The organism is Streptomyces sp. YPW6 (genome assembly GCF_018866325.1).
GTDB lineage: Bacteria > Actinomycetota > Actinomycetes > Streptomycetales > Streptomycetaceae > Streptomyces.
The window spans coordinates 809195-824016 of sequence record NZ_CP076457.1; the positions used below are offsets into that span (position 1 = coordinate 809195).

The 14822-nt window shown below is 71.4% G+C and carries 13 protein-coding genes, 1 tRNA gene and 1 pseudogene; 5 read left to right on the forward strand and 10 right to left on the reverse strand.

Annotated features, from left to right (window positions below; all coding sequences use genetic code 11):
• The first annotated feature begins 142 nt into the window (after window positions 1–142).
• Entirely contained in the window at window positions 143–943 is an 801-nt protein-coding gene (locus KME66_RS03610) for a hypothetical protein (protein ID WP_216318835.1), read from the forward strand.
• Window positions 944–954: 11 nt separating this feature from the next.
• Window positions 955–1617 carry a sortase gene (locus tag KME66_RS03615; RefSeq protein ID WP_216318838.1) on the forward strand — a complete coding sequence of 221 codons (663 nt, stop codon included), beginning with the start codon at window positions 955–957 and terminating at the stop codon, window positions 1615–1617.
• Between the two features lie 560 nt (window positions 1618–2177).
• On the opposite strand, the gene KME66_RS03620 is transcribed toward KME66_RS03615, so the two are convergent.
• Window positions 2178–2951 carry a DNA-binding transcriptional regulator gene (locus KME66_RS03620; RefSeq protein ID WP_216318840.1) on the reverse strand — a complete coding sequence of 258 codons (774 nt, stop codon included), beginning with the start codon at window positions 2949–2951 and terminating at the stop codon, window positions 2178–2180.
• Between the two features lie 320 nt (window positions 2952–3271).
• Between KME66_RS03620 and KME66_RS03625 the strand changes: the two genes are divergently transcribed.
• On the forward strand, window positions 3272–3772 hold the full coding sequence (locus KME66_RS03625) for a hypothetical protein (RefSeq protein WP_236726487.1): 501 nt from the start codon (window positions 3272–3274) through the stop codon (window positions 3770–3772).
• A gap of 74 nt (window positions 3773–3846) precedes the next feature.
• Window positions 3847–4476, forward strand: coding sequence for a bifunctional 2-polyprenyl-6-hydroxyphenol methylase/3-demethylubiquinol 3-O-methyltransferase UbiG (locus tag KME66_RS03630; RefSeq protein ID WP_073226776.1), 630 nt, complete (start codon window positions 3847–3849; stop codon window positions 4474–4476).
• Between the two features lie 110 nt (window positions 4477–4586).
• Here KME66_RS03630 and KME66_RS03635 read toward each other — a convergent pair whose 3' ends face one another.
• A complete protein-coding gene (locus KME66_RS03635) occupies window positions 4587–5015 on the reverse strand; it encodes a hypothetical protein (RefSeq protein ID WP_253208226.1) in 429 nt (142 codons plus the stop codon).
• A gap of 273 nt (window positions 5016–5288) precedes the next feature.
• Window positions 5289–5376, reverse strand: a tRNA-Leu gene (locus KME66_RS03640).
• Window positions 5377–5540: 164 nt separating this feature from the next.
• Between KME66_RS03640 and KME66_RS03645 the strand changes: the two genes are divergently transcribed.
• The gene (locus KME66_RS03645; RefSeq protein ID WP_216318843.1) at window positions 5541–6845 is read left to right on the forward strand and encodes a DUF2254 domain-containing protein; all 1305 of its coding nucleotides are present in this window, start codon (window positions 5541–5543) and stop codon (window positions 6843–6845) included.
• Between the two features lie 87 nt (window positions 6846–6932).
• Here the strand turns inward: KME66_RS03645 and KME66_RS03650 are convergent, their stop codons facing one another.
• The 7 genes and pseudogenes from KME66_RS03650 to KME66_RS33815 form a co-directional block, all read right to left on the reverse strand.
• Window positions 6933–8021 (reverse strand): sugar phosphate isomerase/epimerase, encoded by a 1089-nt coding sequence (locus tag KME66_RS03650; protein WP_216318846.1) that lies wholly within the window; start codon window positions 8019–8021, stop codon window positions 6933–6935.
• A gap of 76 nt (window positions 8022–8097) precedes the next feature.
• A complete protein-coding gene (locus tag KME66_RS03655; RefSeq protein WP_216318848.1) occupies window positions 8098–9516 on the reverse strand; it encodes a nucleotide pyrophosphatase/phosphodiesterase family protein in 1419 nt (472 codons plus the stop codon).
• The gene (gene eboE, locus KME66_RS03660; RefSeq protein ID WP_216318850.1) at window positions 9513–10688 is read right to left on the reverse strand and encodes a metabolite traffic protein EboE; all 1176 of its coding nucleotides are present in this window, start codon (window positions 10686–10688) and stop codon (window positions 9513–9515) included. The genes KME66_RS03655 and eboE overlap by 4 nt, the downstream gene beginning before the upstream one ends.
• A 7-nt stretch (window positions 10689–10695) precedes the next feature.
• A complete protein-coding gene (locus KME66_RS03665) occupies window positions 10696–11544 on the reverse strand; it encodes a TatD family hydrolase (protein WP_216318852.1) in 849 nt (282 codons plus the stop codon).
• Window positions 11544–12272 carry an EboA domain-containing protein gene (locus tag KME66_RS03670; protein WP_216318854.1) on the reverse strand — a complete coding sequence of 243 codons (729 nt, stop codon included), beginning with the start codon at window positions 12270–12272 and terminating at the stop codon, window positions 11544–11546. Before KME66_RS03670 ends, KME66_RS03665 begins: the two co-directional genes overlap by 1 nt.
• The gene (locus KME66_RS03675) at window positions 12266–13138 is read right to left on the reverse strand and encodes a sugar phosphate isomerase/epimerase (protein WP_216318857.1); all 873 of its coding nucleotides are present in this window, start codon (window positions 13136–13138) and stop codon (window positions 12266–12268) included. The genes KME66_RS03670 and KME66_RS03675 overlap by 7 nt, the downstream gene beginning before the upstream one ends.
• Window positions 13135–14367: pseudogene (locus tag KME66_RS33815) on the reverse strand (SCO3242 family prenyltransferase); the annotation flags it as partial. The gene KME66_RS03675 and the pseudogene KME66_RS33815, both read right to left, overlap by 4 nt.
• Between the last annotated feature and the right edge of the window lie 455 nt (window positions 14368–14822).

Consider the following 14822-nt stretch of genomic DNA (forward strand, 5'->3'; position numbering starts at 1 on the left):
GTCCGCTCCGGGCTGTCGGCGTGCGCCGTTGCCGTGGCCGGTGCGCCAGGAACGACGGAAGGTCGGTTCTGTGGCGGCGGGCTCCTGCGCACACGGCGCTCCCTCGTGCCCGCCCAGCATCGAACTCCGAGGAGAGAGCTGTATGTCGAAGTCCACTGTCCGTGTTCTCACGGCGCTGACGGTCCTCGCCCCCGCCGTGGCACTGGCCTCACCCGCGCTCGCGGACGACGCGCACCAGAAGCACGACCGCGACCACGCGATCACGCTGCACGCCCAGCTGGATCCGTTCAAGGTCAACAAGGTGACCGGCCACGGAACCGCCCAGGTCCACCTCAAGGGCAACGAGGCGCACGTGAAGATGAAGGTCAGCGGCCTGCTGGCCGATGCTCCGCACGCACAGCACTTCCACATCGCGGCGAAGGGCGTCTGCCCTCCGGAGTCGGCGGCCAAGGTCCGCAACGGCAAGCGGTTCCTCAACACCACCGACGGGGTGCCCTTCTACGGCGGCATCGGCACGTCGCTGACCACGAAGGGTGACACCGGTCCGGGGTCGGGTCTGGCCGTGGACCGGTTCCCGGTCGGATCCGGCTACCACTACGAGCGGACCATCAAGCTCAGCGACGAAGCCGCCAAGAGTCTGCGCGAGGGCACCGGTGTCGTCGTCGTCCACGGCATCGACTACAACAAGAACGGCAAGTACGACGACAACCTCGGCCCCAGCGACCTCGACCCCAAGCTGCCCGCCGAGGCCACCAACCCGGCGCTGTGCGGGCAGCTGAAGAAGTCCGCCGACGGACCCGTCCACGGCGGCCAGGGCGGCACCCAGCTCGCCGCGTCGGACACACCGCTCACGGCGGCCACCGCCGCCGCAGGCGGAACCGCTCTCCTCGCTGTGGCGGGCGGAGCCTTCCTCCTGCGCCGTCGCGCGGGCCGCCAGAACTGAGCGGCTCGGCCATGGCATCCCGCCGACTCGGTGGCCGTCGCGGTCTGTGCACCGCGGCGGCCACCGCCTGCGCCGCCGCCGGGATCACCCTCCTGGCCGTAGCAGCCTTCACGCACCCCCCGGAGCCCCGCCGGCCCCCGCCGGAGCCGCCCGCGGCGGCCCGAACCCACGACACCCCCGCCCGGCCTGACGCGGACCAGGACCTGCCGGTGCTCGGCCCGTCCCCGCCCGTGCGGATCACCGCGCGAGCAGTCGGGCTCGACGCAGCCGTGGACACGGTCGGCACCGCCGAGGACGGCAGCATCGCGCTTCCCGGCGAGGGCGATCACGCCGGCTGGTACTCCGCGTCCGTCACTCCGGGCCAGCGAGGCAACGCCCTGCTCGTCGGGCACGTGGACACGACCAGCGGACCGGCGGCCTTCTATGCCCTGGGGGCCCTCCGTCAGGGCGACCGCATCACCGTCCACCGCCGTGACAAGTCCGTCGCCCGCTTCACCGTCACCGCACTCGACGTCTACGAACGGGACGGCTTCCCCTCGGCTTCCGTCTACTCGCCTGCCGCTCTCCCCGTCCTGACGCTGATCACATGCGCCGACTGGGACCCCGGCAACCGCACTTACACGGCGAACCTGGTCGTCACCGCCCGTCCCGAGCCACGGCTGACCCACACCTGACGACCTCCGGGCAGCTGGCGACCGAGCGTTCACCCGGTTCCCCGTACGGCTCTGCGCGCCTTGCCCCGACGGCGGGAACCGCCTGGCCACTCCCGGCGCCGGCCCCGGTCCCAGCCACGAGCGCATCGAGTGGCTCACGCCCGGACATCGGCCAACCTGCGGGAGTGGACCGGCCGGAGGCCGAGGAGCCGGCCGACGCGGCTTGGCCGGCCGACGCGGACGGGGTGACCGGCCTCGGCAACGCTGACATCCCCGTTACTCGGGCTCCCCGTCACAGGTGCAAGGACCCTGCAGAGGTACAGATCGCGCCCCGCACGACAACGAAGCCGGTCAGAGCGACGAAGATTCGCTCTGACCGGCTTCATTCGGTCGGCTGACCGTGGTGTCCGAGGGGGGACTTGAACTCTCCACTCGGGCACCGCCATTCTTCACTTCTGACCTGGGGAAACGTACGCCAGAGGCCCACTTCTCGACCACCAGGGTTGGTCATGCTTACCTGCTGTTTCGGGCTGTTTCAGGCCGCTGTTGATCATGCGTTGGTCACGTGACCGACCTTCCGCTCACTCTGGGTAAGCCGAGTATCTTTCGACGCTGGCCCGTCCCGTGGAACGGTCGAGTAGGCAAAGCTCCCAGGGTCCAGTGTTCACGTCGAAGTCCTTCCCGAACCCGACCCACTTGCCTGCCATACGTCGGCCTGTCGGCTCGATCAGAAGCTGGACGGCACCGTGGTAACGGGCGCCGCGGTAGTAGCCGTCCACCGCCGTCTGTTCCGTCCACGTGCCTGTGATGATGTTCCGGTCCACGGACAGGTCCAGGGACAGAGGACTGTCCGGGTTGGTCGACGCTCCGGGCAGACTCTGGGCTGTGAGCCTGTTGCCGTGCTGCACGATCACGACATGGTGCTTGCAGTCGAAAGTCTCGTCGCGACTGGACGAGTAGAACTCGTACCGAGACAGCCAGATCCCCGCGTACTCGCCTTGCGTCTCCGGCTCCGGGCTTGTGACGGCACTGGCCGTGCCGACTTCTCCAGCTTCCATGTCGTGGCCTCCTGCGCCGTCTGAGCGGACGCGTGTCATAGGGATCGCAAACCCCAGCGACTCGGGGGCGCGGCCAGTGAACTGTTTCAACGCTCGCGCGTACAGCGGGCGGCACGTCCTGGTCTTCCCGGACTCCCAGCGTTGCACGAGTCGCTTGGAAGCGTCGTTCGGTTCGCCCAGTTCTTCCCCCGCGCCACGTAACCCCCGGGCGAACTCGTCTTGGCTCAGGTTCATCGACTTGCGTACGGAGGTGAGTACATCGTTCGGAACTCGGTCACGCTCGGCCGTAGTCGTCATCGTCCGAGGCTAGTCACGCAGCACCGCGAATGACACCGGTTTGACGCCCTCTGAGTGACACCGCCATGACGTCCGAGGGTCGCCTCGAACGTCGCCGCGATGGTCGAGGTCAATCCGGAGCATGGTCGGCATGTCCCTCCGCATCAGCGCCTACTGGGTGACAGCCGACGGTAAGCAGACCGAGCCGCGAACCCTGTACGAGGGTGAGGGCGGGGAGCCCTTCGCGACTGGCGTGATGCCCCGTGCCTGTGTCCCCGGCGCAGAGGCGGACGGCATGAACGAAAGACGTCGGACATCCAACTACATGGAGGCAAGCCAACATGAGTACGGCAGTAGTGATCCGCGATCCGAAGAACTACGTCACGCCGGACGTGTGGGAGCGGGAGGTAACCCTTCTCCTCCGGAACCCGGAGAACACCCGCGAACTGGCGGAAGCCAAGTTCGGGCAGGCCATTGCCTACCTGGTCACGTGCGGTGAGAACCCGGACCTTCTCATGGGCCCCTCGGAGCAGGTGGACGAGGCATGGCACTCGTTCATGCTCGACTCGATCCCGTACCACCACTTCACCAACCGGCACTTCGGCCGGTACATCCACCACGTCCCCGAGCTTCCGGGAACGGCTGCCGGGGTCCAATGCCTCAGCGACGACGAGGCGACGCGGGACGGGCACGACTCCAGGACCGGCGGCCCGCTGGTCCTGGAGCGGACGATCAAGGCCATCAAGGCTGTCGGGTTCGAGATCGACCCCGACCTGTGGGGCATGGAGAGTGCAGCCAACTGCAACCAGTGCCACGCCGGGTGCCACGACTCACCCAAGTAGAGCCGCATTGGGGCTGAGTTGGGGCCTACCCCCTACGTTGGGAGTAGGCCCCTTCTGCTGAAAAGGATCACCGCATGTCATTGGCTGAGTCCTGGGACACATACGCGGCCGGAAGCAAGCCGCGCAGGGCAGTGAACGCCACGGGCGAGAGGACGTGGCTGAACTGGACTCAGTACGCCGATCACGGGCCGAACGAGAGCGTTCTGGGCCCCGTCGCCGGACGTCGGGTGCTGGAACTCGGTTCAGGCAGCGGGAGCAACCTGGCACACCTGGTCACACTCGGTGCGACCGGTCTGGGAGTGGACATTGCACCTGCCCGCGAATCGGTCGCAAAGGAACGCTGGGCCGGTCTGACAGGTATTGAGTTCCGCACGGCAGAGGCAACGGACTTCCTCAGCCAGACGGACGAGACCTTTGACGTCGTGCTCTCGATCTTTGGTGCCGTGTGGTTCGTCGAGCCGCACACCCTGCTACCGCTGATTCGATCCCGTATGGCTTCGGGCGGCACTCTCGCGTTCTCCCACCTCCCCGCCGGAAGTCAAGACCTGAAACCAGGCGGGGCGGGGTTGCGTCACAACCACAGCCTCGACGCATGGGAACACCTACTCACAGGCCACGGATTCGCGGCGGTGACAGCATCACTGATCGATCCGCCACAGGGCAGGACTGTGGGCACGATGCTCGTCCGCGCGCTGGCACGCTGACCGCGCACGCCGGCGGTCACTGACCAACGGGGAACGCCCCTGCCATGTGCGGCGGCGGCGTTCATTTTGTTTGTTCAGGCGATCAGAGGAGTGCGCGGAAGGGGTTGGCGTCAGGAACAGGCTCCGGCTGCTTGACCGGTGCCGGGGCCAGTGTGGGGGTCTGCCTCGGGCTGACGGTTCGTCTTCGGGGACGTGGCCCCCTTGGTGGTCCGCACGGTGTCCTGGACGGAGCGTCGGACCAGACGGAAAGCGACCGCCAGGATCTCTTCCGTGATGGACTCGGAGCACTCGGAAGTGGCCAGACAGGCAGCGACCCTGAGTGCCTGCTCTGCGGGCCGCTCGATGAACACCGCCTGCTCCTCCGGCAGCGTCTCGCCCAGGATGCGGGCGTAGCTGCGGACGATGCGCCACAGGGGGCGGGCGTCCTCGGTGAGGGCAATGACGCGGGGGCGTGCGGTGGCCCAGGTGCAGGCGTCGGCTCCGCGCGGTGGCGCACCCTGCGTACCCGGTTGAAGCTGCCGGAGGACTTCCGGATTCACGACTGGAGGCGCAGGAAGGTCACGAACGATCTGGAGGCCTGGGAGAACCCCGTGGAGTCTCCGCGAACGTCCGGCACCACGCGCCTGGCTACACCATGGCCCGGAACGGGCACTCACGTAAGGACGGAGCGCGGAAGCTCGCCGCCTCCGCTGCGGGCCGAATCGGCCTGTCATCCCTGGTCTGACCTGGGGGATCTCTCGGCTGTTGGTCACGTGGTTGGTCACGCCAGAGCCTGGAAAAGCAAAAAACCCCTGATCAACAGGGGTCTTAGCTGGTGTCCGAGGGGGGACTTGAACCCCCACGCCCGATAAAGGGCACTAGCACCTCAAGCTAGCGCGTCTGCCATTCCGCCACCCGGACAAGGTGTCTGCCGTTCGCGGTGTGTTCCCCGCGGCGACATGGAAAACCATACCAGGGGTTCGGCGTGCCCTTCACCCGCATATCCGGTGGTCAGTGCGGTGCGGCGGGCCGGCGGGCGGTCGGCCTCCCCGGTCGGCGGCGGTCGCGGGGCTACCTTCGCGTGCATGAGTGATCGCGGCTACCGCCGGCCCCGCCCGCTGTCCCCCCTGCGCGAGCATCTGCGCGACACGTTCTGGTTCGCCCCGACCATGGGGTTCGTCTGTGTGATCGTCCTGTGGCTGATCGCCGCCGAGGCGGACGAGGAGATCGTCTCCCTGTTCCAGCGGGAGGAGGCGTACGACGAGCTGGCCGAGCTGATCTCGTTCTCGCAGGACGCGAAGACCATCGTCACCACGGTCAGCTCGGCGATGATGACCTTCATCGGTGTCGTCTTCAGCATCTCGATGGTCGCGGTGCAGATGGCCAGCGGCCAGCTGACGCCCCGGGTCGTACGGATCTTCGTCAGAAGCCGGATCAGCAAGCTCACGCTGACGGTGTTCCTGGGGACCTTCCTGGGGTCGCTCCTGGTGCTCTCCTCGTACGAGAGCGAGACCGACCCGCGCCGGGTGGTGTCGGTCCCGCTGGTGCAGAGCCTGCTCATCCTGGTGCTCGTCGGGACCAGTCTGCTGCTGTTCGTCGTCTACGTCAGCTCCACGCTGCGGCTGATGCAGGTGGGGCCGGTCGTCGACCGGATCGCGCGGGACTCGTTCCGGGTCCTCGGCCGCATGCCGCGGGGGCCGCGGGCGGACGGCGAGGTCGGGGCCGAAACGGCGCGAGTCGCGTACGAGGGGCGGGCCGGGGTGCTGCGGGACGTGAACACGGCACGGCTGGTCCGGGCCGCGCGGCGGCAGGGGGTCGTGTTGCGGGTGATCCCGCGGATCGGGGACTTCGTCGTGCCGGGGACGCCGATGCTCGCCGTTCACGGCGGGACCGTACCTCCCCGGCACCGGCTGCGGTACGCCGTCTCCGTCTCGGTGGAACGCACACTGCACCAGGACCTGGCGTTCGGGCTCCGGCAGCTCGCGGACATCGCGCTGCGCGCGCTTTCGCCGTCCGTGAACGATCCGACCACCGCTGTGCAGTGCCTCGACCGGATGGTGCAGTTCCTCGCGGCCGTGGCGGATCTGCCGCTCGGCACCGTCCATCACCGGGACGGGGCCGGGTGGGTGCGGTTGGTGCAGGACGGTCCGGGCTGGGAGGACCTGGTGGACCTCGCCTTCGAGGAGATCCGCTGGTGTGTCACCGGCAGCCCTCAGGTCAGCCGGCGGCTCATGGCGGGACTCGATGATCTGCTGCTGATCGTCCCCGAGGAGCGGAGGACGTCCCTGGCCAGACACCGTGAACTGCTCGTCCAGACCATGGAGCGCTCGGTTCCGGTGTCCGCCGACCGCGCGTTCGCCCTGCTTCCGGACCGGCAGGGCATCGGGTAGGGCGGAGGCGGGACCCGGCACGGACGGGCCCGGTGCGCGGTACTGCCCGGCCCGCCGGAACCCCTTCGGCGGGCCGGGCCGCGTGCGTCAGTCGCCGCAGCGGCCCTCGCGCAGCGAGTGCAGGTGCTCGCTGGACTTCCGGGCGAAGGCGAGGGAATCCACCGGGTTGTCGTGCTCGGCCTGCCAGTGGTGGTAGGTCCGGCCGTGATGCGTCCGCCGCGTGACCTCGGACAGGAACGTCCTGTAGTCGATGTCCCCGTCGCCCACGTCCGACATGCGGTAGCCGTCGCGGGTCGTCTCGTCGCGCACCCCGTCCTTGACGTGGAAGAGGGGGTAGCGGTTCGGGTGCTTGAGGACGTACCTCAGCGGGTCGAGCGGGGCCGGGGTGCCGTCCACCCGCTTGCCGAAGCGGAACTGGGCGCAGTACGCCCAGTAGATGTCCATCTCCAGGTAGACGAGATCCGGGTCGGTCTCGGCGAGCAGGACGTCGTAGAGGCGGACGTTCGGCTTGTCGGTCGCGAAGGAGAACTCCTCCGCGTGGTTGTGCTGGTAGAACTTCATGCCCCGTTTGCGGGCGGCGGCGCCGTACTCGTTGAAGTCGTCGGCCGCGCGCTTCCAGCCGTCCACGGTGGAGCCGTACCGGAACGGTCCTGAGGCCGTGCCGATGTGCTTGAGGCCGAGCGCCTGGGCGTCGTCGAGGACCTTCTCCAGGTTCTGGGCGAAGGTGTACGCGCCGGGGTTGTTGTCGTCGTAGTAGCCGACGTGGCTGCCGATCGGGTTGAGGCCGTGGTCCCGGGCCAGCCGCTTGAGCCGGTCCAGGGTGATGGGGCCGGCCGAGCCCTGGGTGTAGCCCGCGAGTTCGATCTCGTCGTAGCCGTACTTCTCCAGTTCGGCGAAGACCGGCGCGAAGCCCAGCGTGGAGATCTGGTCGCGGAGGCTGTAGAGCTGGATGCCGAGACGGCCGGGGGGCAGGACGGGCTTGCCCTTTCCGTGGCCATGGCCGTGTCCGTGATCGTGGTCCTGCCCGTGGCCGTTGCCGTGGCCGCGGCCCCGGTCGGCGGCCTGGGCGCTCGCGGTGCCGATGATCGTGGCGGCGGTGGCTCCGGCGGCGACACCGAGGATGTTGCGGCGGCTCAGTCTGCGGGCGAGTTCGGTGTCCTTGGCGGTGCGGCTCATGTTCGGGTGTCTCCCTTGGTTGCCTGGCGGGGTGAGTGGTGCGGTGCGTGCGGTGCCGGGCGCGTGACGGGGATGGTCAGTGCAGTCCGGCAAGCTGGAGGAGCAGGGACTTCACGTCGGTGGCCCTGACCCGGTCGGTGAACGCGTGGGGGGTGGAGCAGAGGATGAGCGGACCTTCGTCGTCGCTCTCGGGGAGGCGGCCGTGGCTGCCGCGGACGGGTGAGGGGTCCAGGGGGACGACCGCCATGCGGTAGCGCATGCCGAGCTTCTTGCGGGCGACCGCCGAGACGGCCTTGACCCGGACGTAGGGGTCCTGGGGGTCCATGAAGAGCTCGACGGGGTCGTAGCCGGGCTTGCGGTGGATCTCGACGAGCTGGGCGAAGTCGGGGGCACGTGCGTCGTCGAGCCAGTAGTAGTACGTGAACCACGCGTCCTTCTCCGCGACGGCGACGAGCTCGCCGGAGCGCGGGTGGTCCAGGTGGTGCGCCTTCTTGCCCTCGTCGTCGAGGAGCTGATCGATGCCGGGCAGGTCCGCGAGGGCGGCCCGGGCCGCCTCCAGGTCCTCGGGGCGGCGTACGTAGATGTGGGCGAGCTGGTGGTCGGCGACGGCGAAGGCCCGGGAGGCCATCGGGTCCAGGTATTCCATGCCGTCCTGGGTGTGGACCTCCAGCAGGCCCGCCCGGCGCAGCGCCCGGTTGATGTCGACGGGCCTGCTCACCCGGGTGATGCCGTACTCGGAGAGCGCCACGACCGTGCGGCCTTCGGCCCGCGCGTCCGCCAGCAGCGGGGCGATCGCCCGGTCCAGGTCGGCGGCGGACCGGTGGGAGCGGGGGTCGTCGGGGCCGAAGCGCTGGAGGTCGTAGTCCAGGTGCGGCAGATAGCAGAGGGCGAGGTCGGGGGTGCGGGTGGCGATGATGTGGCGGGTGGCGTCGATGATCCACTGGGAGGAGACGAGGTCGGCGCCGGGGCCCCAGAAGTGGAAGAGGGGGAAGGTACCGAGTCTGTCGGTCAGTTCGTCGTGCAGGGCGGGCGGCCGGGTGTAGCAGTCGGGTTCCTTGCGGCCGTCGGCGTAGTAGACGGGGCGCGGGGTGACGGTCCAGTCGGTGTCGGCGCCCATCGCGTACCACCAGCAGATGTTGGCGACCGTGTAGCCGGGGTGGGCGCGGCGGGCGGCGTCCCACAGTTTGTCGCCCTCGACGAGGCCGTTGTGCTGCCGCCACAGCAGGACGTCGCCGAGCTCGCGGAAGTACCAGCCGTTGGCGACGATGCCGTGCTCGGCGGGCATCGCGCCGGTGAGGAAGGTCGACTGGGCCGCGCAGGTGACGGCGGGCAGGACGGTGGAGAGGGGGGCCTGCGCGCCCTGCTTCCCGAGGGACCGGAGGTTCGGCATGTGGGCCAGCAGGCGCGGGGTGAGGCCGACGACGTCGAGGACGAGGAGGGGGGTGGGACCGCCGGTTGCGCGTGCGGTGGCCGTGCCGGGGTCGGGCGCGCTCATGGCAGCTCCTTGAGGCCGAGGTCGACCAGGAGGTCGCGGGCGAGGGTGAGTTCGGCGGCGATGCCGTCGGCGAGCTGGGTACGGGTGCGGGGCCGCAGCTCCGCGGGCAGCGCCTGCCAGGTGTACGTCTCGACCTCCAGGTGCCGGGTCAGCGGCGCGGGTCCGCCGACCAGCCGGGCGAGCGTGTCCCGGAGCACGGGGAGCGTCGAGGTCAGCGGGGGCGCCGGGGGTGCGTGCAGCGGTACGTGGAAGTGGGCGCGCCAGGGGGTGGAGTCCGGGAGCGCCCGGCCGGCGACGGCCTCGTCCAGGTCGTCGGTGCCGCGCAGGCCAGCCGCGGTGCTGGTGCGGGTCTGGTGCAGGAAGCGGGGCTCGGCGAACGCGCCGAGCGCGGCGCGGACCTCGGGCAGGTGCGGGTGCTCGGCGTGCAGGGCGGCGGAGAGCTGGGACTTGACGATGCGGACACCCGCGCCGGACAGGGCGTCGAGCGCGGTCGCGGGGTCCTCGAAGGAGGTGGCGAGGTGGCAGGTGTCGACGCAGATGCCGATGCGCTCGTGGCCGACCTCGGTGAGCGGGGCGATCGCGTCGGCGGTGGTCTCGACGGTGCAGCCCGGTTCCGGTTCGAGGCCGACGCGGATGGATGAGCCGGTCGTCTCGGCCAGGGCGTCGAGGCGCTGGGCGAGGGTGGTGAGGGCGGAGCGCGCCGCGCGGGCCGCCTCGGGGTCGCTGTCGTAGGGGGTGCGCCAGGCGAGGGGCAGGGTGGAGATCGTGCCCTCGGTGGCGTCGTCCGGGAGCAGGGCGGCCAGCAGGCGGGCGAGGTCGGTGGTGTGGGCGAGGCGGTCGGGTTCGGTCCAGTCCGGCCGGTAGACCCGGTATTTGACCTCGTCCGCGCCGAACCCTTCGTACGGGAAGCCGTTGAGCGTGACCACTTCGAGGCCGCGGCTGTCGAGTTCGGAGCGGAGGGCGCGCAGTTCGGCGGGGTCGTTGATCAGGGTGCGGGCGGCGTCCCGGGCGAGCCAGAGGCCGATGCCGAGCCGGTCCCGGCCGAGGCGGCGGCGGACGGGTTCGCAGTGGTCGCGGAGCTGGGCGCGGACGCCGTCGAGGGTTTCGGCGGGGTGGACGTTGGTGCAGTAGGCGAGATGGACGGTGGAGCCGTCCGAGTGGCGGAAGCGCATGGCCGCCTCACTCCCCGCCGCGCAGGACGGAGTTGCCCTCGTGGAGCGGGTCGGGGGTGAGCACGTCCAGCCGGAGGCGGCCGCTCTGGCCGTAGAAGGCGACGGGGTTGCGCCACAGGACCTGGTCGACGTCGTCCTCGGTGAAGCCGGCCTTCAGCATCGCGTCGGCGACCTTGCGGGTCTTGAGGGGGTCGCTGTTCCCCCAGTCGGCGGCCGAGTTGACGAGCATCTTCTCGGTGCCGTGGTTCTGGAGGATGGTGACCATGCGGTCCTCGTCCATCTTGGTGTCCGGGTAGATGGAGAACCCGGACCAGCAGCCGCTGTCAGTGGCGGCCTTTACGGTGGTCTCGTTGAGGTGGTCGAGCAGGACGAGCTCCGGGGGGAGGTCCGATTCGCGGATGACGTCGATGGTGCGGTGGAGACCGGCGAGCTTGTCGCGGTGCGGGGTGTGGACGAGGGCGGGCAGCCCGTGGTCGACGGCGAGCTGGAGCTGGGCGGCCAGCGCGTGGTCCTCGGCCGGGGTCATCGAGTCGTAGCCGATCTCGCCGACGGCGACGACGGAGTCCTTCACGAGGTAGCGGGGCAGCGCGTCCAGGACGGGGATGCAGCGGGGGTCGTTGGCCTCCTTGGGGTTGAGGGCGAGCGTGCAGTGGTGGGCTATGCCGTACTGGGAGGCGCGGAAGGGCTCCCAGCCGAGCAGCGCGTCGAAGTAGTCGAAGAAGCTGGCGGGCGAGGTGCGGGGCTGGCCGAGCCAGAAGGAGGGCTCGACGAGTGCGCGGACGCCCGCGTCGTACATCGCCCGGTAGTCGTCGGTGGTGCGCGAGGTCATGTGGATGTGGGGGTCGAAGATGCGCATCAGGACTCCTCCGTGGGGGCGGGGGCTGCGGTCGGGTCGGCCGGGTGGCCGCCCTCGCCGGCCGGGGCGCTGCTGTCCAGGGCATGCCCCAGGACCGTGCGCAGGTCTTCGGGGACGGGGCGGCCCGCCGCGGTGCGTTCGGCGGCGAAGTCGCGGAGCATGCGGCCGAGTTCGGCGTCACCCCGGGCCCGGCTTCCCAGCCGGGCGACGGCCGTGACGGGTACCTCGGTGAACAGGCACTTCAGCACGGCGTGCCGCCAGGCGTGCGGGTCGAGGTGGTCGGCGGCGTAGGGGCCGACGGCTGCGGCGACCAGCCGGGTGTCGTTGGCGCGCAGGGCGTCCTCGACGAGTGGGAGGGCGGTGTCGCCGAGGTCGAGGAGGTGCAGGGTGAGCAGGACGGCGCGGCGTTCGGCGGCGGTGCCCTGTTCGTAGAGCCGGGTGACGGAGGTCAGCGGGGCGCGGGCCTCGACGAGCAGGAGGGAGCGTACGGAGTCGGCGTGCTCGGGTCCGCAGTGCCGGCCCGCAGTGGCGTAGCGCAGCTCCCAGGACGGGAAGGCGTAGGGGCTCGCCTCGCGGCGGGGGGCATCGTGCACGGCCCCCACATCGTGCGCGGCCTCGGCATCGTGCGCGGCCTCGGCATCGTGCGCGGCCTCGGCCAGGGCCTCGTCCAGCCAGGCGCGGGCGGCCCCGCCGAGTTCGGCCTCCAGTTCCTTGCGGGACTTCAGCACGGGGCGGCTCCCTTCGTCGCGGTACCGCGCGTCATCGCGTCGCGCAGGAAGTCGATCGATCTGCTGGCCAGCTCGGGGCCGGCGTGGGAGTGGCGGGGCAGTTCGACGACGGCGAGGCCCCGGTAGTCCGAGGCGGCCAGGGCGGCCAGCACGGGTGGGAAGTCGATCTCCCCGTCACCGAACGGCAGGTGCTCGTGGACTCCGCGCCTCATGTCCTCGATCTGGACGTGCCGGAGCCAGGGGGCGGAGTCCTTGACGCACTCCACGGGCGAGGCGTCCTCCAGGCACTGGCAGTGGCCGATGTCGAGGGTGAGGCCGAGCGGTCCCGGGTCGCCCAGGAGACCGCGCAGGTGGTGGAAGTCGGCGAGGGTGGCGAGGAGGTGGCCGGGTTCGGGCTCGATCGCGAGGGGGATGCCGGAGCGGTCGGCGGCTTCGAGGACGGGGGTGAGCGCTTCGGTGAGCCGTTTCCACGCGGTGTCCGGCGAGGTGCCGGGCGGGGTGACGCCGCTGAAGCAGTGGACGGCGTGCGCGCCGAGTTCGGCGGCCACGTCGACGGCGCGGACCAGCAGCGCGGTGCGGGCGGCCCGGGCAGTGGGGTCCGGGTCGAGGAGGGAGGGGCCGTGCTTGCGGCGCGGGTCGAGGACATAGCGGGCGCCGGTCTCCACGGTCACCCGGAGCCCGAGGGAGGTCAGCCGGCGGCGGACCTGGCGGGTGCGCTCGGTGAGGTCCGGGGCCATCGGGTCCAGGTGCATGTGGTCGAGGGTCAGGCCGACGCCCTCGTAGCCGAGGTCGGCGAGCAGACCGAGGGCGTCGTCGAGGCGGAGGTCGGTGAGCCCGTTGGTGCCGTAGCCGAGGTGGAGGGTCATGTGAGGCTCACCTTCCGGGCGAGGCTGCGGGCGAGGGGGACGAGCGCCATGACGGCGAGACCGGTGACGGGTGATCCGGCGCGGGCGGCGAGGACGGCCTGGAGCGGGATCATGGCCCGGATGCCCCCGCCGACCGCCCGCTGGGTCAGGGGCGGCGACGGGTTCAGTACGGCGTGCAGGAGGGGCGGTCCGGCCGTACGGAGGTAGGCCCCGGTGAAGGCGAGGGTCAGCAGCCGGGTGGAGTCGGCGAGGGTCCTGCCGGGCAGCCTGTCGGGGAGTGCGGCGGGACGCGGGCTCGCGGCGGGGCCGACGGCCCGGACGAGACGTGCCGCCACGCGCGGGGCGGTGCCGGAGGCGGCGGGGCTGATCGTCGTGGCGTGCCGCGCGCGAGCGGAGTCCGCCGTCGCCGCGGCAGGGTCTCCCGGGCTCTCTCGCCGCCACTCCCCCAGCACCGCTGCCGCGAGTGCCGTCGTCGTGGCGAGGACCGCGAGCGGCGTACGTGTGGAGCCGCCCGTGGTCTCGTGGCGCGACACGGCGGTGACGCCGTAGGTGTGCGCCCCGAGCACCAGAGCAGCCGGCAGCGCGGCCAGGCCGGGCGGGGCGGACGTGACGGCCGAGCCGGGCGGGGCGGACGTGACGGGCAGGACCGGCAGGACGGGAGCGGACGCGGTCGGCGCGCCCGGAGGCGGCAGCGCGTTCCCGCTCGCGGGCGCCGGCGCCCCGGCCGCCCGGTCCTCTGTACGGCGTCCGCCCGGAGCGCGCCCGGCCGTGACCGTGGCGCCCGCCGAGGGCGGGGCGTCGCCGTCGCCGCGGCCCCCAGCAGGAGGTCCAGCGAGCGAGCCGCCGCCATCGCCGCGGGGCCCGCCTTCGTGTGCTTCAGCCCCAGGTCGTAGGCCCAGACCGTGGTCGCCAGGCCCGTGGCCACCGTCAGCGCGGGGCGGCCGGCACGGGCCGCGAGGGCGAGGCCCGCGGCGGTCAGCAGCCCGGCCGTGCCCAGGGCCGCCGCCGGGCTGATGCGGCCCGAGGGGATCGGGCGGTGCGGACGGTCGACGGCGTCCTCGTCGCGGTCGGCCCAGTCGTTGAGGGCCATTCCCGCCTCGTACAGGCAGAGCGACGCCCCGATCGCCAGGACGGTACCCCGGCCGGGCCGGCGGCCGACCGCCGCGGCGCCCGCAAGGGCGTCTCCCGGCACGGAGAACAGGGCGGAGACACGCAGCAGTTCCGCCCAGGCCCGCAGGCGCTGCCGGGACGCCCCCGGGCCGGCGCCCGCACCGCCGTCCGAGCCGAAGGCTGTCGCCGTGCCCGGGGGGTTGCCCGCCCCGTCGGCCGGTCCGCGACCCGAGGCACTGCCCGGGACATGTACCCCACCCGAGGTCCCCGGGACGTCGGCCGGCCCCGGGCCCGAATCGACGGCCGAGCGGCGGCCCGGGGCCGTACCCGATCCGACGCCTGCGGCCGTGCCCGAGGCAGTGCCCGCTCCGGTGCCGGATCCCACGCCCGGCCCTGAGGCCGCGTTCGGCCGGCCCGGGCCCGTGTCCGCGCCGTGTTCCCCGTGCCGGCCCGTGGGCGGTGGTACGGGCCTGTCCGGTGCGGGCGCAGTCCCACCCGCACCGGACAGGCTGTCCTGGGTCACGGCGTCCGTCCGCACACCGCGGGCCGCACCGTTGCGCCGAGCGGGCCCGTC

What these genes read in the sequence shown, in the direction of transcription:
- KME66_RS03655 (WP_216318848.1), bottom strand. Translation starts at nt 9,516, where the DNA reads ATGAGCGCGCCCGACCCCGGCACGGCCACCGCACGCGCAACCGGCGGT.
- KME66_RS03650 (WP_216318846.1), bottom strand. Translation starts at nt 8,021, where the DNA reads ATGAGCCGCACCGCCAAGGACACCGAACTCGCCCGCAGACTGAGCCGC.
- KME66_RS03675 (WP_216318857.1), bottom strand. Translation starts at nt 13,138, where the DNA reads ATGACCCTCCACCTCGGCTACGGCACCAACGGGCTCACCGACCTCCGC.
- KME66_RS03610 (WP_216318835.1), top strand. Translation starts at nt 143, where the DNA reads ATGTCGAAGTCCACTGTCCGTGTTCTCACGGCGCTGACGGTCCTCGCC.
- KME66_RS03625 (WP_236726487.1), top strand. Translation starts at nt 3,272, where the DNA reads ATGAGTACGGCAGTAGTGATCCGCGATCCGAAGAACTACGTCACGCCG.
- KME66_RS03630 (WP_073226776.1), top strand. Translation starts at nt 3,847, where the DNA reads ATGTCATTGGCTGAGTCCTGGGACACATACGCGGCCGGAAGCAAGCCG.
- KME66_RS03620 (WP_216318840.1), bottom strand. Translation starts at nt 2,951, where the DNA reads ATGACGACTACGGCCGAGCGTGACCGAGTTCCGAACGATGTACTCACC.
- eboE (WP_216318850.1), bottom strand. Translation starts at nt 10,688, where the DNA reads ATGCGCTTCCGCCACTCGGACGGCTCCACCGTCCATCTCGCCTACTGC.
- KME66_RS03645 (WP_216318843.1), top strand. Translation starts at nt 5,541, where the DNA reads ATGAGTGATCGCGGCTACCGCCGGCCCCGCCCGCTGTCCCCCCTGCGC.
- KME66_RS03615 (WP_216318838.1), top strand. Translation starts at nt 955, where the DNA reads ATGGCATCCCGCCGACTCGGTGGCCGTCGCGGTCTGTGCACCGCGGCG.
- KME66_RS03665 (WP_216318852.1), bottom strand. Translation starts at nt 11,544, where the DNA reads ATGCGCATCTTCGACCCCCACATCCACATGACCTCGCGCACCACCGAC.